Annotated in this window: 22 protein-coding genes; 19 read left to right on the top strand and 3 right to left on the bottom strand. The window is 32.3% G+C overall.

Going from position 1 to position 22030, the window contains the following annotated elements; translation table 11 throughout:
- Positions 1 to 40: 40 nt before the first annotated feature.
- From nhaC to B7R67_RS06410, 10 genes are all read left to right on the top strand, one after another.
- Complete coding sequence (nhaC, locus tag B7R67_RS06455) at positions 41 to 1417, top strand: Na+/H+ antiporter NhaC (protein WP_088068668.1); 1377 nt, start codon at positions 41 to 43, stop codon at positions 1415 to 1417.
- A 57-nt stretch (positions 1418 to 1474) separates the two neighbouring features.
- Positions 1475 to 1609, top strand: a complete 135-nt coding sequence (locus B7R67_RS22645) for a hypothetical protein (protein WP_088068666.1) — start codon at positions 1475 to 1477, stop codon at positions 1607 to 1609.
- Positions 1610 to 2084: 475 nt separating this feature from the next.
- Entirely contained in the window at positions 2085 to 2666 is a 582-nt protein-coding gene (locus tag B7R67_RS06445; protein ID WP_088068665.1) for a YdcF family protein, read from the top strand.
- 132 nt (positions 2667 to 2798) lie between these two features.
- Positions 2799 to 3167, top strand: coding sequence for a hypothetical protein (locus tag B7R67_RS06440; protein WP_235822103.1), 369 nt, complete (start codon positions 2799 to 2801; stop codon positions 3165 to 3167).
- A gap of 289 nt (positions 3168 to 3456) precedes the next feature.
- Entirely contained in the window at positions 3457 to 3714 is a 258-nt protein-coding gene (locus B7R67_RS06435) for a hypothetical protein (protein ID WP_088068663.1), read from the top strand.
- Between the two features lie 385 nt (positions 3715 to 4099).
- Complete coding sequence (locus tag B7R67_RS06430; RefSeq protein ID WP_088068661.1) at positions 4100 to 5398, top strand: MFS transporter; 1299 nt, start codon at positions 4100 to 4102, stop codon at positions 5396 to 5398.
- A gap of 434 nt (positions 5399 to 5832) precedes the next feature.
- Positions 5833 to 6198 carry a DUF2089 domain-containing protein gene (locus tag B7R67_RS06425; RefSeq protein WP_088068659.1) on the top strand — a complete coding sequence of 122 codons (366 nt, stop codon included), beginning with the start codon at positions 5833 to 5835 and terminating at the stop codon, positions 6196 to 6198.
- A gap of 12 nt (positions 6199 to 6210) precedes the next feature.
- On the top strand, positions 6211 to 6594 hold the full coding sequence (locus B7R67_RS06420; RefSeq protein WP_088068657.1) for an SHOCT-like domain-containing protein: 384 nt from the start codon (positions 6211 to 6213) through the stop codon (positions 6592 to 6594).
- A 9-nt stretch (positions 6595 to 6603) separates the two neighbouring features.
- Positions 6604 to 6894, top strand: a complete 291-nt coding sequence (locus B7R67_RS06415) for a hypothetical protein (RefSeq protein ID WP_088068655.1) — start codon at positions 6604 to 6606, stop codon at positions 6892 to 6894.
- Between the two features lie 236 nt (positions 6895 to 7130).
- Complete coding sequence (locus tag B7R67_RS06410; RefSeq protein WP_088068653.1) at positions 7131 to 8123, top strand: zinc-dependent alcohol dehydrogenase family protein; 993 nt, start codon at positions 7131 to 7133, stop codon at positions 8121 to 8123.
- A gap of 85 nt (positions 8124 to 8208) precedes the next feature.
- On the opposite strand, the gene B7R67_RS06405 is transcribed toward B7R67_RS06410, so the two are convergent.
- Positions 8209 to 8670 carry a VOC family protein gene (locus B7R67_RS06405; protein ID WP_088068651.1) on the bottom strand — a complete coding sequence of 154 codons (462 nt, stop codon included), beginning with the start codon at positions 8668 to 8670 and terminating at the stop codon, positions 8209 to 8211.
- Positions 8671 to 8829: 159 nt separating this feature from the next.
- On the opposite strand from B7R67_RS06405, the gene B7R67_RS06400 reads away from it, so the two are divergent.
- Positions 8830 to 9756 (top strand): helix-turn-helix transcriptional regulator, encoded by a 927-nt coding sequence (locus B7R67_RS06400; RefSeq protein ID WP_088068767.1) that lies wholly within the window; start codon positions 8830 to 8832, stop codon positions 9754 to 9756.
- A gap of 248 nt (positions 9757 to 10004) precedes the next feature.
- On the opposite strand, the gene rpsD is transcribed toward B7R67_RS06400, so the two are convergent.
- Positions 10005 to 10607, bottom strand: a complete 603-nt coding sequence (rpsD, locus tag B7R67_RS06395) for a 30S ribosomal protein S4 (RefSeq protein ID WP_088068649.1) — start codon at positions 10605 to 10607, stop codon at positions 10005 to 10007.
- 475 nt (positions 10608 to 11082) lie between these two features.
- Here rpsD and B7R67_RS06390 point away from each other — a divergent pair, with 475 nt between their 5' ends.
- Positions 11083 to 12945 (top strand): sensor domain-containing diguanylate cyclase, encoded by a 1863-nt coding sequence (locus B7R67_RS06390; protein WP_088068647.1) that lies wholly within the window; start codon positions 11083 to 11085, stop codon positions 12943 to 12945.
- Between the two features lie 40 nt (positions 12946 to 12985).
- Here B7R67_RS06390 and B7R67_RS06385 read toward each other — a convergent pair whose 3' ends face one another.
- The gene (locus B7R67_RS06385; RefSeq protein WP_088068645.1) at positions 12986 to 13474 is read right to left on the bottom strand and encodes a GAF domain-containing protein; all 489 of its coding nucleotides are present in this window, start codon (positions 13472 to 13474) and stop codon (positions 12986 to 12988) included.
- 150 nt (positions 13475 to 13624) lie between these two features.
- On the opposite strand from B7R67_RS06385, the gene refZ reads away from it, so the two are divergent.
- The 7 genes from refZ to mbcS all read left to right on the top strand — a co-directional run bounded on the left by refZ (position 13625) and on the right by mbcS (position 21916).
- The gene (gene refZ / locus B7R67_RS06380) at positions 13625 to 14272 is read left to right on the top strand and encodes a forespore capture DNA-binding protein RefZ (RefSeq protein ID WP_088068643.1); all 648 of its coding nucleotides are present in this window, start codon (positions 13625 to 13627) and stop codon (positions 14270 to 14272) included.
- Between the two features lie 257 nt (positions 14273 to 14529).
- Positions 14530 to 16242, top strand: coding sequence for a septation ring formation regulator EzrA (gene ezrA / locus B7R67_RS06375; protein WP_088068642.1), 1713 nt, complete (start codon positions 14530 to 14532; stop codon positions 16240 to 16242).
- 76 nt (positions 16243 to 16318) lie between these two features.
- On the top strand, positions 16319 to 17461 hold the full coding sequence (locus B7R67_RS06370) for a cysteine desulfurase family protein (protein WP_088068640.1): 1143 nt from the start codon (positions 16319 to 16321) through the stop codon (positions 17459 to 17461).
- A 4-nt stretch (positions 17462 to 17465) separates the two neighbouring features.
- Entirely contained in the window at positions 17466 to 18695 is a 1230-nt protein-coding gene (thiI, locus tag B7R67_RS06365; protein WP_088068638.1) for a tRNA uracil 4-sulfurtransferase ThiI, read from the top strand.
- Between the two features lie 83 nt (positions 18696 to 18778).
- Positions 18779 to 18988 carry an alpha/beta-type small acid-soluble spore protein gene (locus B7R67_RS06360; RefSeq protein WP_088068636.1) on the top strand — a complete coding sequence of 70 codons (210 nt, stop codon included), beginning with the start codon at positions 18779 to 18781 and terminating at the stop codon, positions 18986 to 18988.
- Between the two features lie 119 nt (positions 18989 to 19107).
- Positions 19108 to 19980: an aldose 1-epimerase family protein gene (locus B7R67_RS06355; protein WP_088068634.1), complete on the top strand. Its 873-nt coding sequence runs from the start codon at positions 19108 to 19110 to the stop codon at positions 19978 to 19980.
- A 361-nt stretch (positions 19981 to 20341) separates the two neighbouring features.
- Positions 20342 to 21916 (top strand): acyl-CoA synthetase MbcS, encoded by a 1575-nt coding sequence (mbcS, locus tag B7R67_RS06350; protein WP_088068632.1) that lies wholly within the window; start codon positions 20342 to 20344, stop codon positions 21914 to 21916.
- Positions 21917 to 22030 lie beyond the last annotated feature (114 nt).

Below are 22030 nucleotides of genomic sequence, written 5' to 3'. Positions count from 1 at the left end.
TAGAAATTGAAAATAAAAAGAATAAGGGGAGAGTATCTTCATGAAAAACATCGAATTAGGTGCGTTAATCGTACTGTTTACTATCATTATGTCTAGTTGTCTAGTTTTGTTAAAAACTGAGCCGCATATTCCACTTTTACTGTGTGTAGTATGTTTAGCTATTTTTGGTTTATTTAAAGGATTTAAATGGGAGCAGCTTGAAAATGGAATGAAAAAAGGAATTCAAAATGGTTTGTCGCCTACGTTAATCCTGATGATGATCGGGTTATTAATCGGTTCTTGGATGTTAAGTGGAACGGTTCCTACATTATTATTTTACGGAATTTCAGTACTTTCGGCTAAATGGTTTGCAATTAGTGCAATCTTTATCACAATTATCGTAGCTAGTTTTACAGGTAGTACGTTTACAACAATCGGCACGGTTGGTGTAGCGCTAATGGGAATAGCTCACATTATGGGAATTCCACCAGCAATTGCAGCGGGTGCGATTATTAGTGGAGCTTGCTTTGGAGATAAAATGTCACCAATCTCAGATACAACGAATTTCGTTCCAAGTATTTTGGGTATAAAAGTTAATGAACATATTCGTCATATGTCATACACAACAATCCCTGCTTTAATTGTTACTGTTATTTTATTCTTAATCATCGGTATGGGACATGGTAATACTGATATGGCACAAGTAACTGAGATGAAAAAAGCAATTTCTTCTAGCTTTGAAGTTAATCCACTTTTATTAATTCCATGTTTAATCGTTTTTATCATGGCATTTAAGGGATTTTCAACCTTACCAACAATGTCTGCTGGTATTGTTAGTTCACTTGTATTAGCATCTTTCATTCAAAAAGGAATTACGCTTGAAAAAGTATTTGCAACTTTACAAAATGGTTTTCAACTAGATACAGGCAATGAAATGCTTAATTCGATTGTAAATCGTGGTGGATTACAATCAATGATGTGGTCTGTTTCATTAATTTTTATTGCACTTGCTTTAGGAGGATTACTGCAGGAGCTTAGAGTTTTTGATACATTAATTCAGTCATTATTTAATTTAAAACGTAAAGGTAGTATAGTTGTTGCAAGTACATTATCAGCTATGGGGGTAAATCTCTTAACAGGTGAACAATACCTTTCAATTCTACTTCCTGGGCAATTATTAAAAGATGTATTTATCCAAAAAAATATTCCATTAAAAAACTTATCACGAGCATTAGAAGATGGAGGAACCTTGTTTAATCCAATCGTTCCTTGGAGTGTAAGTGGAGCATTCTTTGCATCAACATTAGGGGTACCAGTTTTAGAATACTTACCGTTTTCATTCGTTCTATTTATCACGCCTTTGTTTAGTATAATAGCTGCCATTATCGGAAAAGGTTTTGAAGTTGAAAATGATGAAAATTCACGAAATGTCGCATAAACATTTTCTTTCTACGCAAACTAGTTTTTGTACGAACTGGTTAATGGAGGGAAAGAAATGAGTAATGGAGCTGGTGGTTCAAAGAAAAATCGTCCAAGTGATGCAAATCATGTAGACGCTAAAACGAAAGCTCATCAAAAGAGACTTTCAAAGGATCAAAAAAATCCAATGGATTATAAGTATCCAAGATAATCGAATAAAAAGCATATCTTTAGCATAATACGTCCCCTAATTAGAAGTGAAAAATTTCTTTTACTCTTCTAATTAGGGGATATTTTTATACTTTGAAAAGAATTTTCAAACTTGGTTAGTATAAAATATTTTAAGAAACGGCTCTGTTAATGTTTTGTTTAATTGTTGTTATTTTAAAAAAGACGGAAGAGCAGGAAGAGCAGGAAGAGCAGGCTTAGAGGAAATCAATAAAATACTCTAAAGTCTTTTAATATCTTTTCCTTTTTCCTTGATCCTGCCTTTCCTAGTTCCTGCTTTTAAGAAAGCGAGCATCCTGGAACGGAAATCAACCTTCTTTTTTTACAGATCTTATTCTTAAATAAATTTTCAAGACTTTTGTTAAAGATTTGTGTAAGATGATTATTTTTAATGAAATCAATAATATTATTCGCTAAAATAAGATTTAAAATAGATCTTATTAAAGGGGATACTTTAAATGGGCTTTTTAAAAGTAGTAACATATACAGTATTAATTGGCTTTTTAGCTTATTTGTTCTGTATCGTTTTTATTGGAGTACATAGTTATTTGCAATATAAACAGAAAGTACCGAAAGATGCCGATTATGTGATTGTTTTAGGTGCGGGATTAAAGAAAAATAAGCCTACTAGAGCTTTACGTTATCGAATTGAAACTGCTGCTAAGTATGCAAAGGAAAATAAAAACACGAAAATAATTGTTTCTGGTGGAAAAGGAAAAGATGAATTAATATCTGAAGCCGAATGTATGAAAGTTGAACTAATTAAATTGGGAATTGACGAAAAAAAAATTATTAAAGAGGATTTATCTACAAATACATATGAAAATATGAAGTTTTCAAAAAAAATCATTAACAATAATCAAGCAAAAGGTATCATTGTAACAAATGATTATCATCTATTTAGATCTTTAAAATTGGCTAAAAAACAAGGCTTAAATGTAGTGGGACTACCAGCAAAAACGCCAAAAGTAATCATTCCTACTGCATATATAAGAGAATGTTTGTCTATTTTAAAAGCAACTTACTATAAACAAATATAAGATGTAGTGGCGAAGTTATCATTTTTTTAAACTATTATTTTAATTGTACCAATGTCCGTTTCATTTTTTGATATGAAACATTTAATATTATATGGATTTGCTTGTCCAAATAATATGAAGGGAGTGACATTGATGGCTAAAATTTTAACAACTGGAGTACTAAGAAGACATTCTAGTACGATGTTTTTAACAGTAGAAGCTTTTAATGTTGATCCAGATAGCTTTCGCTCAGTATCTGTTTTAATGTTTGACTGGTCAAGCGGCTTCCCAGTCGTTATTCCTATGGCTGACCCGTCAACAGTATCAATTCCACCAAATCAATATAGAACATTTAGATCTTTCCAACTTCCATCAAATCTTTTCGCTTATGAAGTAAGAGTTCTGCATCCGAAAGATAAAGATGTTGTAGTGAATGTATTTGGACTTAGTGATATTGCATTTGATCCTCAAACTGGTAATAATGCAATGCAACATGACTTAGCGGTAGTGAAATTAAAATAACAAAATAGTTTATTTTATACACCTCTCATTTCCGCTATAAAGCCCTTCGAGTAATTTCGAGGGCTTTTTTTATGTTTTTTTAGAAATTATAAATGTACATCTTAACTTAATATAGTTTAATCTTGTAGCGATAGGAGTTGTTCTTTTACTTAATTTAAATGTTTATTGAGATTGTCTATTAACGATACAGTTTAATTGAACAAAAAAAGTTTAATTCCGATGATTGGAATGGAAAAATAAGGTAAAATAAACTAGCTTACCAAGATAAACTGAGAGGAGGAAAAAACAAGTGTCAGCTAATGAATTAGGATTACTTATTTTTTTGGGAGTAGTAGATAGTGTACTTTTTATGCTAGCTTTTAAATATAATAGAAAAGTGTCTGAGGAGAGTGGAAGTTTCGGTTCACCTGATAACTCAGGTGCATTTTATATGAATCTATTAGCAATGACTCCTTATATTTTTCAAAAAATCTGGAGGTTTATAATAGCTTTTGGGTTATTAGCACTTATTATACTTATTGAGCTAAAGGCTCGTAGCATTTTATAAATAAAGCCGTGCCCTTTATTACCTTTTTCACTTTATTTAAGCTAACCGCTAAATAAAATTGTGTATTAAGCGATTAAATGAGAATCTTATGGAACTACCGCATGCAATCATTTCAATAAGTTTAGGAGTCGATGATGATTGACTCCTTTTTACGTTTTTGCACTTTCTTGTCCCTTTCTTAAGGACTGTGTATAAAATTTTTGCTAGTCACAGAGCAATCAACTGACTGAGACTTCTCGGCAAATTACAGCAGCTCAGCGATCCAACCTAATATTGTTTGCCATACAATTACAGTATTGTGTGGTTTTTTTGAACATGTTATGCTGATTCAAAACTAGTAGGGGGATTATAAGAAATAGAATTAGTTTCATAGAAAGCGAGGGAAATTATGTTACCGAATGCAAGTGTAAAAACGTTAGACGCTAAATCAGCTTTATTACAAAGTTATATTAATTCTTCGGAAAAACAAAAATCATTATACAAGCGTACATTATTAATTGTAAGTATTTCACAAATCTTTGGTGGTGCAGGATTAGCAGCGGGAGTTACTGTTGGGGCGCTTCTTGCACAACAAATGCTCGGAACCGATGCTTTTGCAGGACTTCCTTCAGCTTTATTTACTTTAGGATCAGCAGGTGCTGCTTTATTTGTAGGGAGACTTTCGCAACGTTATGGGCGATGTACAGGTTTAACTACTGGTTTTATAATTGGTGGACTTGGAGCAATCGGAGTCATCATCTCAGCTATCATAAATAGTGTATTGCTATTATTTATTTCTTTACTTGTTTATGGAGCAGGGTCGGCAACAAATTTACAAGCTCGTTATGCTGGTACGGACTTAGCAAATAGTAAACAAAGAGCGACTGCTATAAGTATTACGATGGTTTTTACAACATTTGGTGCAGTTGCAGGTCCCAATTTGGTTAATGTTATGGGGAAATTCGCTCTATCAATTGGTGTTCCATCACTTGCAGGACCTTTCATATTAGCTGCAGTAGCATATATATTAGCAGGTCTTGTGCTTTTCACTTTACTTCGTCCAGATCCGTTAGTAATAGCAAGAACAATTGAAGCAACAAAACAGGAACAAAATGATGAAGGGCATATAACTACATCTAATCAAGTAGAAAACAAGAGAGGCGTAATTGTTGGGGCAACTGTTATGATTCTGACTCAAATTGTAATGGTAGCTATTATGACGATGACGCCAGTTCAGATGAGGCATCATGGACATGACTTGAGTGCAGTAGGTCTTGTTATTGGATTTCATATAGGTGCGATGTATCTCCCTTCACTCGTTACAGGTGTTCTTGTTGATAAATTAGGGCGAACTGCGATGGCTTCTGCTTCTGGAATTACATTACTTATGGCAGGTTTAATTGCTGCTTTTGCTCCAGAAGATTCTATGGTTCTTCTAGTAATTGCTCTTTCTTTACTTGGGTTAGGTTGGAATTTTGGTTTGATAAGTGGGACAGCGCTTATTGTTGATTCAACTGAAGCTTCCACACGTGCTAAAATTCAAGGGACAGTAGATGTTTTAATTGCGTTGTCAGGAGCTGCTGGTGGTGCCATGTCTGGAATGATTGTGGCAGGATCAAGTTATTCAACTTTATCTATTATTGGGGGATTTTTCTCAATATTACTAATTCCAGTGGTGATATGGTCTCGTGGAGGTAAAAAATAAGTTGAATTGTTTGAAGGAAAGACTATTTTACAAGAAAGTTAGTTTGATAAAAAAATAATTTATAGAACAGCCTGAATTAATAGAACTTAGTAATGTTCCTAATAACAAACTAATTAACCACTGATGCTAAAACTACAGTAGCATTAGTGGTATTTATTATGCTTAAAAAGACTAATAGGATTTAAGAGAAGCCAATTTTTTTGAGGATTTGCTGTAAAAGTGCACTATATTTAACTAGAGCCATTATGTGGTGAGTTTACATTATAATCTGTCTGTCCTTTCCGCGTTAAACCATCAATAGATCTTATTAAAATTAAAATATTTAAAGTGGATATTAACATTATTAAGGTCGAAATTAATAATATTGAATATTTGTGTTTACTTTTTTAATTTTTCATCATATAATCTAATCAAATGAAAGGAAGGGTTTGATTATGGCTTATCCGGTTATTACAAATTGCCCTGTTTGTAGTAAGACATTAAAAATTACAAAACTACATTGTTCTCACTGTCACACAACAATTGAAAATGAATTTGAGCTATCTGCTTTTTCCTCATTATCAAAGGAACAACTTCATTTTGTTGAAGTATTTTTGATATGTAGGGGAAACATCAAAGAAGTAGAAAAAGAGCTTGGGATTTCGTATCCGACTGTACGAGGTAAACTTACTGATATTATCACATCACTTGGCTACGAAACGAAGAAGAAAAATGAAGTAGACGAGAAAAAAGTTGTTGAAATGCTGGAAAATGGAGAAATCTCTGCAGAAGAAGCAATCAGGTTGTTAAAAGAGGAATAGGAGGAATCTAGTATGAAAGAAGAAATCACTAAAGTATTGACGATGGTACAAGAAGGGAAAATCGATGCAGAAAAAGCATCGGAACTTATTGAAGTATTAAAGGAAAAAGAAGCAGGAAGCAATCCTGTCAAAGCAGCTAATTATGCAGATAAAACATTGAAAATTCGTGTTGAATCAGCTGAAAATGATAATGTTAAGGTCAATTTGCCAATAAAACTTGTCAAGGCAGTATTAGTGGCTGGAAACAGCATCTTAGCGAGTATTCCTGAAGCTGAAAAATATGTAAAGGATATTGACATTAACCTAATTATTGAAGCAATTGAGAACGAATTAGCTGGCCAACTTGTTGATATTAAGTCGTCAAACGGCGATATAGTTTCTGTTACGATTGAATAGGGTTTGCTTATGCTACAAGTAAAAGTGAAAATAAAAGAAAGACGTTTCACGATCCCAATTCCATATGCCATTTTACATCTTGCTATTTCTATTCTTTCATCTAGATTTCTTCATCAACAAATGAATAAATGGTTAGAAGAGCAAAATGAACACAAGGTAGATAAAAAGATCTCTTTGACCATTCCACAAATAGACAAAAAACTACTAAAACCAGTTATAAAAGAATTACAAAAATCTAAAGGGCTTGTGTTAGTAAACGTCAAAGCTCAAGATGGTACAGAAGTTTTAGTAAAGCTTTAATTTTAATTACTCCTACAGGATAAGGTGTATTCAATAATTTCAATACATGACCTTTTTTAATTGTTCGTTTTTTAGATTTTTAGAAAAATAGTTATTTTAATTCTAATAGAACTAACGTTTAGGTTAGTTCAACAAAATGATAGTCGCTTAGGCGGCTTTTTTATTTGAATTGACAATCAGTATAGTTGAAAATGATATAATAAATAAATCTGATCTATATCAAGGAGAATTTTAATTTGGAAGCGAAATGTCTTAAATTCTACGAGTTTGGTAGTCCTAAAAGTGTATTAAAAGTTGAATATAAAAGTATAGAACCACCAAAAGACAATGAAGTGATTGTTCGAATGCTAGCACGACCTATCAATCCTTCTGATTTAATACCAATTAGAGGATCATATGCTCACCGTATATCTTTACCAAATATTCCTGGTTATGAAGGAGTAGGTATTGTAGAAGATGTAGGTTTTTCAGTTTCTAAAAACCTTATTGGTAAACGTGTATTACCTTTAAGGGGAGAAGGAACATGGCAAGAATTTGTTACAACGTCAGCAGAATTTGTAGTGCCTATACCTGACTCTATTGATGACTTTACAGCAGCTCAAATGTATATCAATCCAGTTACTTCCTTGGTGACTTGTACGGAAATTTTAAAGTTAAGACCGGATGATGTTTTACTGGTTAACGCTTGTGGTTCTGCTATTGGACGTATTTTTGCTCAATTGTCAAAGGTATTGGGTTTTCGATTAATAGCAGTCAATAGAAATAATATCCATACAGAAGATTTACTTCATCTTGGTGCTTCTTTTGTAATCGATACTTCTACTGTACCACTATATGAAACGGTTATGGAATTAACAAATGGAGTTGGTGCGGATGCGGCAATTGATTCGATTGGTGGCACTTCTGGGAATGACTTAGCTTTTTGTGTGCGCCCTAACGGGAATTTTTTAACAATCGGTCTATTGTCAGGGATTCAAGTCAACTGGTCAGATATTGTTAATAAAGCTAAAGTTAATGCGAACATGTTCCATTTGAGAAACTGGAACCATAATGTTTCACAGATAAAGTGGCAAAATACTTTTGATTATTTGATCAAACTAATTGAAGATAAAAAATTACAATTGATGAAAATGGATTCCAGGTTTGACTTGTACGATATAAAAAAGGCTATTGAAGTTGTTGAGTCTTCCAAAGTAACTAAGGGAAAAGTGTTTTTAACAAGCTTTTGAATTATCTCTTATATGCGTATTATGTAAATTAACCACCTAATTTTTTAGGTGGTTAATTATTTTATCAATGAGTAATCAATACAATTCAATCATTTTCTTTCTGATGTCCTCTTATTACAGCTTCTTCAGAAAGTGCTGTGAAAATTTGAAAAGTAACCCCGAATTTGTCAGTTACAATGCCGTAAGCTGGACTAAAATGTACTTGTTGCATTGGCATTACCACTTGACCATCTTCCTTCAACAATTTGTAAAAATTATTGGATTTCTCGATTTCATTCGTACTAATACAGATATTAACATTGTTGCCGTTTCGATAAGTCATCCTTGGAAACATATCTGCAATCATGATATTTGTTTCCCCTATTTTTAAGATTGCATGCGATACTAAATCCTTTAGATTTTCTGGTAAAGGAGAATTAGGATCTGCTGGTGCATCACCGAATGTTTGACTAAATAATAGTTCTGCATCGAGTGCTTTCTTATAAAAATTAATTGCTTCCTTTGCATTTCCATTCATCATCAAAAATGAGTTTAATTGTACGGCCATAATAATACAACTCCTTTAGTTTTTATTGTAATAAGTTTAGGTATATCTACTATTTCAAGATATAAATGAGGACTTATTGTTTCTTTCATCAAGATTGAGTACACTTACAAGTATAGTGACTAAAGGTGACAAAACTTGGCACCATTAAGAGGTGTTAATATGAAAAAATCAGAACGAATAAATCAAATACTTCGCTACATTAATCAGAAACAACATTTTACTCTACAGGATTTAATGCAGGAATTTCAGATTTCAAAAAGGACTGCACTAAGGGATATCGCTTCTTTAGAAGAAATTGGCGCACCAATTTATGCTGAATATGGTCGTTATGGGGGATATCGTTTACTTAATCAAATGAAGCTTCCACCTATTTCTTTTAATAATCAAGAAATCCTTGCGCTTTACTTTGCTATGCAAGCACTTCGAAGCTTTTCAAATTTACCATTTCAAGTATCCTATCGTACTATACATGAAAAATTCATAAATGAACTGTCGGAAAGTCGAAAACAAGATATAGAGAGAATGCAAAATCGTGTTTCCTTTCAAAATACTGAACAAATCAAAGAAAGCGTACATTTAGAAATATTACTAATGGCTGCTGTTCAAAATTTTGTATTAAAAATAACGTATCAAAATAGAATCCGCACAATTCACCCAATTGCTATCTACGTAATGAATGGATACTGGTATTGCCAAGCATATGATATGGATAAAATGGCCTACCGTGTTTTTCGTTGTGACCGTATCTCTTCAGCTGAAATAACTACCATTAAACCTTTAGAGGATTTAAAGGAAATTACTAAACAAAATTCACATACATTATGGAAGCCATCAGAAAAAGCCATACATTTTAAATGGTTGATTAATCAAGCAGGAATCGAATTATTTCAAAAGGAACATTATCCATCTATGGAATTAATCAGCGAGTCGGAAAATACATATATAGTCGGGACGTATGAACCAAACGAACTTAACTTTATCATTCATTATCTTGCCAGATTAGGTAAGACGGTAAAAATCATACAGCCTATAATTTTAAAGGAAGGCTTACGGCAATATTACAGGGATTTAATTGAAAATATATAATGAACTAGTTCTAAACTTTGATAGTTTTAATGCCTAACTAACAAGTATTGAAAGGGATTTTTGGGGGAGTAATAGTATCGTTATCTTGACCTTAACATTTAAACCATCTACACTTTTAAAAAATCATGCCCAGTTAACAAAGTGGGAGGATTTTAATTTACATTCCAATAAAAATAAAAAACCTCTAGAGTCGTTGATCAATCAACATTTCTAGAGGTTTTTGTATCGCTATCTAAGAAGCGATATTATTAACGGTTGTAGAATTCAACGATAAGAGCTTCGTTGATTTCAGCTGGTAATTCAGAACGCTCTGGTAAGCGGTTGAAAGTACCTTCTAATTTGTCAGCGTTGAAAGTGATGTACTCAGGTACAAAGTTGTTAACTTCAACAGCTTCTTTAACTACAGCTAAGTTTTGTGATTTTTCACGTAAGCTGATAGTTTGACCAATTTTCACACGGAAAGAAGGGATGTCTACACGTTTGCCATCAACTAAGATGTGACCGTGGTTAACTAATTGACGAGCTGCACGACGAGTACGAGCAAGACCCATACGGTAAACTAGGTTGTCTAAACGAGTTTCTAATAAAATCATGAAGTTTTCACCGTGTTTACCAGTTAATTTACCAGCGATATCAAAAGTGCGACGGAATTGACGCTCATTAACACCGTACATGTGACGTAATTTTTGTTTTTCAGTTAATTGTAAACCGTATTCTGATAATTTTTTACGTTGGTTTGGTCCGTGTTGACCTGGTGCGTAAGGGCGTTTTTCTAATTCTTTACCTGTTCCGCTTAATGAAATGCCTAAACGGCGAGATAATTTCCAAGTAGATCCTGTATAACGAGACATTGAGTGTCTCCTCCTTTAGTTTTTATTTTGGAGTAAAATAAAAACGTTCGTGTAGCCCCAGTCAGTTTATTTTGCTTTCATGTATCCTCGCTCCAGCAGCCAGAGTTACGCGATGACACCTCTTTATAGTAGAGGAACAAAATAAAAATCAAGCCTGTGCTTACAACGCTGCGTTATTTTACACAAAGAATATTATAACTAGATAGTATAAAATAGTCAAGGAGGGGTTTATAACTAATTACTCATTTATATTATGTAAAGAATTTATTAATATTAGGTAATTTTGAATTAATATACATTGTGGATAACTGAATTACTTTGAGTTATTTCCTATTATATAGTGTAGTGTTGAGTCAGAATTATAAGAATATGTCCAATTTTGTATAAAAATAGTTGTAGGAAAAACTTACTAATTGTTTTATAATGAAAAATAGTTATTATAGTACATTTTTATACTGTTAGTAGGTGATTTTGTATGAATCTCGATGAAAAAAATAAAATATTGTATTTAAAATCGGAATTTTTAGATTTTATGGTTAATCAAGAAAATATTAAACTTAGTTCAAGTTTATATAAAAAATATTCAAAATTAACTTGTAATGTTTTAGGAGCAAGATCTGTATCTTTATTTAGTAAAAATAATAATGGAGAGTTGCTTGATTCTATCACATACAATAGATTTCCGTTAAATGAAAACGAATTTGAAAAACAATCACAAATTTCGAATGATAAATTAGATATAGAATTTGATACAGAGAGTAAATACAAAATAATTCACATGTTAAATCAAACATTTCTTTATTTTTGGAAATGTGAAGAAAATGATATAAATATTGTTGGATTCGATTTTACAGGTGAAGAAAGAGTATTAGAGCAATTTAGCGAGAGCTTTTTACTTAATTTTCATAAAATCACATTCGATTTACAAAATTTATTAGTTAAAGTAAATAGAACTGTTGAACAAGGAAAACAGTATTTACAATTGTCGAAAATCACTACAAAGCTACATTCGTCATTTAATGTAGAGAATGTTTTTTCTGAAATCATTACTTCGTTAAGAACAGTCTATCCAAATAACGATTACCTACTATTACTAACAAATCAAACTGTTGAACCATCGCATTTACCAGTTAAGCAGTTTTCTCCTATGGATAAAGATGCAAATCCTTATGCAATTCAGGCTTATAGTGAAAATATAAATACATATGAAAAGAAAAATGGATCTGTTTATATGTACGCACCTGTACAAGGGCAACAGGGAGTGTATGGCGTTCTTCAAATTAAAAATAAAAACTTTAGTAATTTTACTGTATATGAGCAAGAATTTTTTACGTTACTTGCTTCAAAAGCAGGAATTGCTTTAGAAAATGCAAAGTTATATCAACAGGTTGAAGATAGTGCAAAACGAATTCAATTTGTTAATGAGGTTGGTCAGAACTTAAATCAGAACTTAAATAGCTTAGAGCTAATTAAATATTTAGTAAATAAGTTTCAAAAACGTTTTGAATGCGAAGAATTTGCAATTATATTACTTGATCATGAACAAATTAAAGTTCTTGACGGTAGTACAAGTTTTTTTGATGAAATGGAGTCAGATTTTTTAGTCCAGCGAATTATCAAGGAATTGTTTGGCCATGATGGTACTTTATTAAAGGTTAACGCATCACAAGAGGTAGGTTATCAAAATTATCCTTTTAATTCGATTGTCGCGGTAAAAGTTGAGACAACAGGATTACTCGGAGTGTCTATTATGTTACATCGAGACCCTTTTAAATTTAAATATGAGGATCGTACCCTTGTTGAGAATGTCATGGAACCAACAAAATTAGCGTTGCGGAATACGATGTTACAAGAGAAACTTGAACAATTGGTTGCGACAGACCATTTGACTGGTTTATATTCAAGAGCATATATTGAAGAGCAAATAAGTAAAAGTATGAATGAAGATAATCAAGGAACTTTAATCCTGTTAGATATTGATGACTTTAAAAAGATAAATGATACTTTTGGTCATCAAATAGGAGATAATGTACTGATACAAGTATCGAATGTTATTAAAGATGTTGTACGTTCCACTGATATTGCAGCAAGATGGGGTGGAGAAGAATTAGCAGTTTATTTACCGAAAATCGGTATTGAACATGCTAAGAAAGTTGCATCTAGAATAATTGAAGAAATCGAGCGTATTTCTAATCCGAGAGTTACAACTTCCTGCGGTGTATCATCATGGGGCGGTGGATTTACTTCAGCATCTATTGAAAAATTATTTAAAAGTGCAGATGATGCATTATATATTGCAAAAAATACTGGAAAAAATAAAGTTACGATTGCAAACTAAAAAGGAATCCTCATGGATTCCTTTTTTTGGTATCTTAATCTTATTTGATTGTATCTTCGATTAAGTTGACAATTTGCTGTAAATATTGCTGATCGACCTCATCAAAGCGATTGAATTCTGGGCTGTCGATATCTAATACTCCGATTACTTCCCCTTTGTGCATTAAAGGAATAACAATTTCCGAATTTGATGCCGCGTCGCATGCAATGTGTCCAGGGAAATCATGAACATTATCAATTCGTTGAACAGTTTTAGTCTGTGCAGATGTACCGCAAACACCTTTACCAAATGGAATGCGAACACATGCAGGTAGACCGACGAATGGACCCAAAACTAATTCATCACGGTCACCATCTTTTAAATAAAAACCAACCCAGTTAATTTGCTGTAAAAATTGATTTAACAAAGCTGAAGTATTTGCTAAATTTGCGATTAAATTATGTTCATCATGTATTAAAGCTTTAATTTGTGAGGTAAGTGTATTATATTGTTGTTCTTTCGTACCCGAATATTCGACTTTTTGAAACATGAATAGACCCCTTTCCCTATATCATTTGAAATATCATAGCATATTTCGGAAGAATACTGGTAATTTTGTCGACTATTTAGTAAAGGAATTTGAAAAAATTTCGCTAATGTTTTAATAAAGGAATTGATGTTGTAGAAGAGGGTGACAAGTATGGAGCAAGAAAAACTTGCAACAAAGAATAAAGTCATCGAGACAGCACTTACATTATTTAAAATTAATGGCTATCAAGGTACATCAGTTAGAGATATTTCTAAAAAAGCGAATGTTAACATTGCAACTATTTCATACTACTTTAAAGGTAAACAAGGATTACTGGAATATATTATTGTAGAGTTTTTAGAAGGATACGTGAAAATTTTAGATAAATTTAGTTTATTGCTACAGCATAAAAATGCTAATTTAATCTTAAAAGAATTAGTTGAAGAGGTCTTGAGTTATTATTATCTGAATAAAGAATATGCTTCGATCTTTTTTAGAGAGCTTACGCTGGACTCTATTTTAATTCGAGAAATTATGATGACATATTTAGCTAGAGAGCGATATACATTTACTCAAATTTATGATGCGATTCGGTTAAGAAATGCAAAAATAACGATGCCATTTTCTGTGTTTTTTGTACAGTTAAAATCGTTTCTTTCTACACCGTATTTATTTCCGGGTTATTTGAATGAAGTATTGTATATTCAACAAAACGATCTGTATTTTTTTGAAAGATATAAAGAGTACGTTGAGAAGTGGATTGATACACTTTTAGATATGGATGAAAATTTTATTCGTCACGTTGAACTATCATCCTAAAATTTCGCCTTTTTCACAGTGAGAAATCACAATGAAAAGGCGTTTTTCGTTGATATAAAATTTTAAATTTCGACAAGTTTCTACAATATTTAGTATAGTTTGATAAAAATATAAAAAAATTGAAAAAATTAAGCCAAAAAACAACTTTATCATGTTATTATTAACTATAACCTATGTAAATGGACGATTTATTATTTTAAAAATGTAAGAAGAGATAAATAGATTCAGATGGCAAGTAGAGGAGGTACACCAGGGAAATGACATACAGTGTAATTTTAATCGTAATATGTATTGTTATCGCATTAATGATTGTGGCCCTAACAATTCGAAATCGTTTATTCAAAAGACTCGATCAGCTTGAGGCATGGAGAATGCAGTTAATGAGTAAACCGGTAACGGATGAACTTTCAAAACTAAAGGCTTTAAATATGACTGGCCAAACAGAAGAGCTTTTTGAAAAATGGAGAACTGATTGGGATGAACTAGTTACAACTGTACTACCGAAAGTAACGGATTCAATTTATGATATTGATGAAGCGATTAATAAATATCATTTTATGAAAGCTAAAGCAGCAATTACTGAACTTGAAGGACGTTTAAATGAAGCGGAGTCAAATGTTGAATTAATCCTTAATGAAGTAAGTGATTTAGTTGGTAGCGAAGAGCAAAATAATCAAGATATTGAACAGTTAAATCAAGAGTATCTTGAACAAAGAAAACTTTTACTTACACATCGTCATCTCTATTCAATTTCCGAAACTCAGTTAGAACATAAAATGGATGAAATTAAGAAACAGATTCAAGTATTTAAGGAAACAACTGAAAATGGAAATTATTTAGAAGCTAGAGAGTTAGTTAAACAAATTGATGATCAAGTAAATCTATTAAAAGCAAACATGCAAATTATTCCAGATTTATATATTGAATCATCAACAACAATGCCATCTCAAATACATAATCTTACTGAAGGCTTAAAACAAATGAAAGAGGATGGCTACGCACTTGATTATGAAATGTTAACTAATGAGTCAATCGAATGCACTAAAATTTGTATCGAATGTGTTGAGCTTATTAAAAATCTTGAAATCACAGATGCGAGTGAAAAACTTGAGTATGTTAAAGAAAAAATCGATTCAATTTATGATTTATTAGAACGTGAAGTTGAGAGCAAATATGTTGTAGAAAAAGAAATTTGGACCTCACAAGAAGAAATTCAACGAATTCGAGAAGCTAATTTAAAAACAAAAGAAGAGACTCAATTAGTTCAACAAATATACGAATTAAATGAAGAAGATACTCAAGCACAAAAGCTAGTTGAGAAACAAGTAAGTATCATTACGAAACGTTTTGAATTATTACAGATTCGAGTTGCTGAACAAGATCTTGCATTCTCTGTAATACGAGAAGAATTAGATTTATTGAAAAAGCAAATGGAAGATGTTAAAGATTCGCATACGACGTATGTTGAAATGTTAAAAGCACTTCGAAAAGACGAATTGCAAGCACGTGATCAACTGATAGAGATGAAACGATTAATGTTAGAGGTCAAACGTCTTGTTCAAATTTCTAACCTACCAGGTATGCCAATGTCATCATTAAAACAAATACAAGCAGCACAAGAGAGTATGCAAGTTGTTTATTTAGAATTAGAACAAAAGCCATTAAAAATGGGTAAGGTTTCAATTCTTCTTGATAAGGCATCTGCAGCTGTAAATGAATGTTATAATGATACAAAATACATGATTGAGCAAGGATATTTTGTTGAAAAAGTGATACAATATGGTAATCGCTATAGAAGTAAAAATGTACAAATTGCAATGTCAATGGATAAAGCAGAGCAGCTTTTTAGAGAATTCCAATATAACGAAGCTCTAGAAGAAGCAGCAGTTTCTATAGAAAAAATCGAACCTGGTGCGATTGATAAATTACAAGAAATACTAAGTGAACAAAAGTACACACTACCCCTATAGATGTAAATCTTAGGGGTTTCAGTCTGTTTTCGACTATAATGAAAAATGGACTCAAGCAATATGGAGGTTTCGATAAATGATTTATTTTGATAATAGTGCGACTACCAAACCTTATAAAGAGGTGTTAGACACATATATAACGGTTTCAGACCAATTTTTTGGGAACCCTTCTTCAATCCATAAACTGGGAGGTCGCTCAGAACAATTGCTTTCAAAAGCGAGAAACCAAATTGCGGAACTTTTATCTGTGCAGCCATCTGAGATTATTTTTACTTCAGGTGGAACAGAAGGGAATAATTTAGCAATCAAGGGAACTGCAATGATGCATCGATCTAGAGGGAAACATCTAATTACAACTGAAATTGAGCATCCTTCAATTTATGAAGCCTATAAACAGCTTGAAGAGATTGGATTTGAAGTAACCTATTTATCACCAGATGAAAATGGTTTTATTTCTGTTGAACAATTAAAGGATGCTTTAAGGGATGATACAATTCTTGTTTCACTAATTCATGTAAATAATGAAACAGGAGCAATACAACCAGTTGAAGAAATTGGGAATTTATTATTGGATTATCCGAAAGTATTTTTCCATGTAGATGCTGTTCAAGGGATTGGAAAAGTACCTTTGAATATTAAGCAATCAGCGATTGATCTATTAACGATTTCTGGCCACAAGTTCCACAGTGTAAAAGGTACAGGGATTTTATATATTAGAGAGGGTGTAACATTATCATCCTTAATGACAGGTGGTTCTCAAGAAAGAGAGATTCGTTCAGGTACAGAAAATTTAGCTGGTATTGTTGCAATGGCAAAAGCATTGAGAATTACAATGGAAAAACAAAATACAATGAATAATGTTCTATTAAATATGAGGAATGAACTTCTACTTAATTTAGAGAAGATTGATGGTGCTGTATTGAATTCACCTCAGTATAATTTTGCTCCACATATCATAAATATTTCATTTGTAGGACTAAAGCCTGAAGTAATTGTACATGCTCTATCTGAGGAAAATGTTTTTATCTCTACAAAGTCAGCGTGTTCTTCTAAAACTTTCGAAATTAGTCGAGTATTACAGAGTATGGGTAAAAGTGAGAAGGTAGCAAGTAGTGCTGTAAGAATAAGTCTTTCTTATGAAAATACGATGGATGAAGTAAAGCGGTTTAATGTGATAATGAAAGAAGTAATTAAAAATTTATATAAAGTAATGAGGTAACAACATGAATGTAGAATATATCTTAATCCGTTATGGAGAAATGACAACTAAAGGTAAAAATCGAGGTAGATTTACAAGTATATTACGAGAAAATGTTCGTAATCGTTTAAAAGCTTTTGAGAAAATAAAAATTACTGCGACACGTGACCGTATGTATATAAAACTAAATGGTGAAGACCACGAAAAGGTAGCTGCAAATTTAAAAGAGGTTTTTGGTATTCATACGTTTAGTTTTGCACGAAAAGTTGATACTGAATTAGAAGCAATTAAACAAGGTGCTCTTGAAGCTATTAATGAATTAGGGGATACTGTTAAAACTTTTAAAGTAAACACTCAACGTAGTTATAAACAATTTCCTCTAAATACACCACAGCTTAATCGAGAATTAGGTGGATATATACTTCAAAATACTGAAAACTTAACTGTGGATGTTCATAATCCAGATGTAGCTGTTCGAGTAGAAGTTCGTGATGATGCTACTTATATTACTTGTGGAGAAGAATATGGTGCTGGAGGTTACCCTGTAGGAGTTGGCGGAAAGGTAATGCTATTACTTTCAGGTGGAATCGATAGTCCAGTAGCTGCTTATATGCTTCTTAAGAGAGGGGTATCAATTGAAGCGATTCATTTTGAAAGTCCTCCATTTACGAGTGATCGTGCAAAACAAAAAGTTTTAGATTTATCAAGTAAGTTAACTAGATATTGTAAAAGAGTGACTTTACATGTTATTCCATTTACAGAACTTCAAAAAGCGATTCATAAAGAAATGCCTGCAAGTTATACAATGACGATTATGAGAAGAATTATGCTTCAAATTGCTGAAAAAGTATCAGTACAACGAAAAGCCCTAGCGTTAGCAACAGGTGAAAGCTTAGGACAAGTTGCAAGTCAAACACTAGAAAGTATGCATACGATTAATGAGGTTACTAACTATCCTGTGTTAAGGCCATTATTAGCAATGGACAAATTAGAGATTATGGATATTGCTAAAAAAATTGATACGTATGATATTAGTATTAGACCATATGAAGATTGCTGTACGATATTTACGCCAGCTAATCCAACAACAAAGCCAAAACGCGACAAAGTAGCACGTTATGAAAGTAAATTTGACTTTACTGATCTAATAAATGAAGCTGTAGTTTCTAAGGAAACAATCATATTTGAAAATGAAATGATCCGAAATCAATCTTCTCCTAAAGAGGAAGAAATCGATATCGATGCACTTTTATAAAAAAATACCAAAAATTACCAACTGAATTATGAATGAAGATATGTGTTTTATCACACTCTATACTCACAAGGAGGTGACAACACATGTCAAATAGAAATAATTCAGGCAGAAATCAATTATTAGTTGAGGGTGCTGAGTCAGCATTAGACCAAATGAAGTATGAAATTGCAACTGAATTTGGTGTACAGCTTGGTGCAGATACAACTTCTCGTGCGAATGGTTCTGTTGGTGGTGAAATCACAAAACGTTTAGTACAAATGGCTGAACAAAGCCTTGGTGGATATTCAAGATAATAACATTAAATAATTATGGATTAAGAGGTAGGGTAAAACCTACCTCTTTTCTATTTATTTAATAATAAATTTAAAATTTGCTATAATAAGGGACAATAAATCAAAGGAGAAGCCTGGACATGTCATACATTGAAAATGATTTTATTAAAATTACAACTAAGTCACAGGGGGCAGAGCTGACAAGTATTTTTACAAAAAAAAATAATATTGATTATTTGTGGAATGCTGATCCAGCTTTTTGGGGGAGACATGCACCTGTTTTGTTTCCGAATGTTGGTAAATTAATTGATAACCAATATAAAGTGAATAACGAAGTCTACAGTCTCCCACAGCATGGTTTTGCAAGAGACATGGAGTTTAAGTTAATTGATAGCAAAGATAATGAGCTAAATTATATGCTGATTAGTGATCAACAAACGATAGTAAAATATCCATTTCAATTTTCATTAAATGTGAATTATAAACTAAAAGACGAAACATTGTTTATTACATATATCGTAAAGAATAATGATACGAAACCAATGCCATTTTCAATCGGTGCTCATCCAGCCTTTAATATTCCTCTACTAGATAATGATTCATTTGAAGATTATTATATTGAATTTGAAGAAGAAGAAAGATTAGAGACAATAAAATTAGAAGGACCTTATCGGAATGGCCAAAGAGAGCTTATTGGTGAACGTATAAAAAAATTACCATTAACTCGTGAACTATTTAAAGATGACGCATTAATTTTTGAAAATCTTAAAAAGAATACAATCTCAATTTGCTCAAATAATCATCCAAATACAATTAAAGTCAATTTTGAAGGATTTCCTTTCGTTGGTATCTGGACTACTAAAACGGCACCTTTCCTATGTATCGAGCCTTGGTATGGAATTGCAGATGAAATCGGTTCAGTAAAAGAAATGAAAGACAGATTAGGAATTCAAATCCTAAAACCAAGTGAATCTTTCAAGAGTACATATAGTATTACTGTTAGTAGTGAATGATGATCTAATAAAACTTATTAAATAAGCTATCTATTTGTAGATGGTTTATTTTTTTTTGCCAAATTTAACTATTTAAGAATGCATTAGAGCAAATGATGCGAAAGTATAGTGAAGATTGATACGCCAAACTCACACATACTTTAAACAATGGCTCGCTCCTTGCAGAAATCGAGGATCTTGTAACGAAAATCAACATTCTTTTTAAACAGTTCCTTGAATATTCGTGCTTTTGTTCAAATTTTCTGAAAAATAGTCGAAAATTAGCAGGAATCATAAAGATCATTACCGAAACCTTTATTATTCTATTTTGCAAAATTCAAAATATAATTTTAGTAATGATCCAAAAGGGGGACAAACAAGTATGAACGGAACAAGTTTAATCGCTCCAAAAGTGTACAATTTAGTTTGGGAAATAGAGAAATTTGCTTCAACTGATAAAATAGCATTAAAGTGGGTTGATGCAAAAGGAGAGTCCAAGCAAATAACGTATAAAGAACTTTATAATAAAGTTCATCAATATGCTTTTACATTAAAAAATAATGGCATAGAAAAAGGGGACAAACTTTTTGTCATGATGCCAAGATGCGTTGAGACATATGTAGTATATTTAGCAATATTAAAAATAGGTTGCGTTGTCATTCCCGGATCTGAAATGTTAACTGTTAAAGATATTCAATATCGTATTGAACATAGTGAAGTAAAAGCGATTGTATCGCATGATGAATATATTGATAAATTTACTAGTCTTGCTAAAAGTGAGAAGTATAAATTATTTACAATCCATCATCAAAATAGTGTATGGACTTCATTAAATGATCAAGCAATTACTGGAGCACATGTTTTAACAGTTGAAACTAAAAGTGATGATTTAGCATTTATTTCATATACATCAGGAACGACAGGTAATCCAAAAGGAGTTGTCCATACGCATAGTTGGGGATATGCACATATTCGTACTGTTGCGTCGAACTGGTTGGATGTAACAGAGGATGATACTGTATGGGCAACAGCAGGTCCAGGTTGGCAAAAATGGATATGGAGTCCATTCTTAGCTACGTTAGGGAGTGGCGCGACAGGATTCTTTTACGAAGGGAAATTTGAAGCTAATACTTTCCTTACAATGCTCAAAGAACAAAATATTTCAGTATTTTGTAGTACACCTACAGAATATCGTTTTATGGCAAAGGTTGAGAATCTAGAACAATACGAGTTGCCTGCATTAAGAAGTGCTGTTTCAGCGGGTGAGCCATTAAATCAAGAAGTAATTCGCACATTTAAAAAGCATTTTAATGTTGATGTAAGAGACGGATACGGTCAAACTGAAAATACTTTGTTAATTGGTACGATGAAAGACATTAAAGCAAAGGCTGGTTCAATGGGGATCCCTACTCCAGGTAATTTAGTCGAAATTGTCGATGACGAAGGAATACCAGTTGGTGTAAATAAGGTTGGTCATATTGCTGTACATTTAAACTCACCAGCTTTATTTAAACACTACTATAATGATTTAGAGCGTACAAAAGCGCAGATTAAAGGTGAATATTATTTAACAGGTGACCGAGCTAGAAAGGATGAAGATGGTTATTATTGGTTTGATGGACGTAGTGACGACATCATTATTAGTTCAGGTTATACAATTGGACCTTTTGAAATTGAAGATGCACTTGTTCAACATAGGCTTGTAAAAGAATGTGCAGTAGTGGCTAGTCCAGATCCTTTACGTGGTAATGTTGTAAAAGCATTCGTAGTACTTACTGAAAATTATTCTAATCAAGAAGAATTAGTATCAGAGCTACAGGAGCATGTGAAAAAAATTACAGCACCGTATAAATACCCACGAAAAATTGAATTTGTTCAAGAACTTCCTAAAACGACTTCAGGCAAAATTCGTCGAGTTGAATTACGTACGATGGAACAATTACGTGAATCGAATTAAAGATTCAATTATGTTAAAATGAGGGAATATTCCCTCTTTTTTTATTTAGGCATTATGTTGTTTAAAAAGATGCTTATAGACAGCAGAAACTGAACTTTATTATATAGTTTATCT

This window comes from Gottfriedia luciferensis, assembly GCF_002156865.1.
Classification (GTDB): Bacteria; Bacillota; Bacilli; order Bacillales; family Bacillaceae_G; genus Gottfriedia; species Gottfriedia luciferensis.
Note: the sequence above shows the minus strand (reverse complement) of the source record. Positions and strands in the feature narration are given on the sequence as shown.

Bases quoted from the DNA above. Each gene is read 5' to 3' on its own strand.
- B7R67_RS06385 (WP_088068645.1), bottom strand. From the start codon at position 13,474: ATGTTTCAAAAAGTCGAATATTCGGGTACGAAAGAACAACAATATAAT.
- mbcS (WP_088068632.1), top strand. From the start codon at position 20,342: ATGAACGGAACAAGTTTAATCGCTCCAAAAGTGTACAATTTAGTTTGG.
- B7R67_RS06355 (WP_088068634.1), top strand. From the start codon at position 19,108: ATGTCATACATTGAAAATGATTTTATTAAAATTACAACTAAGTCACAG.
- B7R67_RS06425 (WP_088068659.1), top strand. From the start codon at position 5,833: ATGGCTTATCCGGTTATTACAAATTGCCCTGTTTGTAGTAAGACATTA.
- nhaC (WP_088068668.1), top strand. From the start codon at position 41: ATGAAAAACATCGAATTAGGTGCGTTAATCGTACTGTTTACTATCATT.
- B7R67_RS06415 (WP_088068655.1), top strand. From the start codon at position 6,604: ATGCTACAAGTAAAAGTGAAAATAAAAGAAAGACGTTTCACGATCCCA.
- B7R67_RS22645 (WP_088068666.1), top strand. From the start codon at position 1,475: ATGAGTAATGGAGCTGGTGGTTCAAAGAAAAATCGTCCAAGTGATGCA.
- thiI (WP_088068638.1), top strand. From the start codon at position 17,466: ATGAATGTAGAATATATCTTAATCCGTTATGGAGAAATGACAACTAAA.
- B7R67_RS06440 (WP_235822103.1), top strand. From the start codon at position 2,799: ATGGCTAAAATTTTAACAACTGGAGTACTAAGAAGACATTCTAGTACG.
- ezrA (WP_088068642.1), top strand. From the start codon at position 14,530: ATGACATACAGTGTAATTTTAATCGTAATATGTATTGTTATCGCATTA.
- B7R67_RS06360 (WP_088068636.1), top strand. From the start codon at position 18,779: ATGTCAAATAGAAATAATTCAGGCAGAAATCAATTATTAGTTGAGGGT.
- B7R67_RS06370 (WP_088068640.1), top strand. From the start codon at position 16,319: ATGATTTATTTTGATAATAGTGCGACTACCAAACCTTATAAAGAGGTG.
- B7R67_RS06390 (WP_088068647.1), top strand. From the start codon at position 11,083: ATGAATCTCGATGAAAAAAATAAAATATTGTATTTAAAATCGGAATTT.
- B7R67_RS06400 (WP_088068767.1), top strand. From the start codon at position 8,830: ATGAAAAAATCAGAACGAATAAATCAAATACTTCGCTACATTAATCAG.
- B7R67_RS06405 (WP_088068651.1), bottom strand. From the start codon at position 8,670: ATGGCCGTACAATTAAACTCATTTTTGATGATGAATGGAAATGCAAAG.
- B7R67_RS06420 (WP_088068657.1), top strand. From the start codon at position 6,211: ATGAAAGAAGAAATCACTAAAGTATTGACGATGGTACAAGAAGGGAAA.
- rpsD (WP_088068649.1), bottom strand. From the start codon at position 10,607: ATGTCTCGTTATACAGGATCTACTTGGAAATTATCTCGCCGTTTAGGC.
- B7R67_RS06445 (WP_088068665.1), top strand. From the start codon at position 2,085: ATGGGCTTTTTAAAAGTAGTAACATATACAGTATTAATTGGCTTTTTA.
- refZ (WP_088068643.1), top strand. From the start codon at position 13,625: ATGGAGCAAGAAAAACTTGCAACAAAGAATAAAGTCATCGAGACAGCA.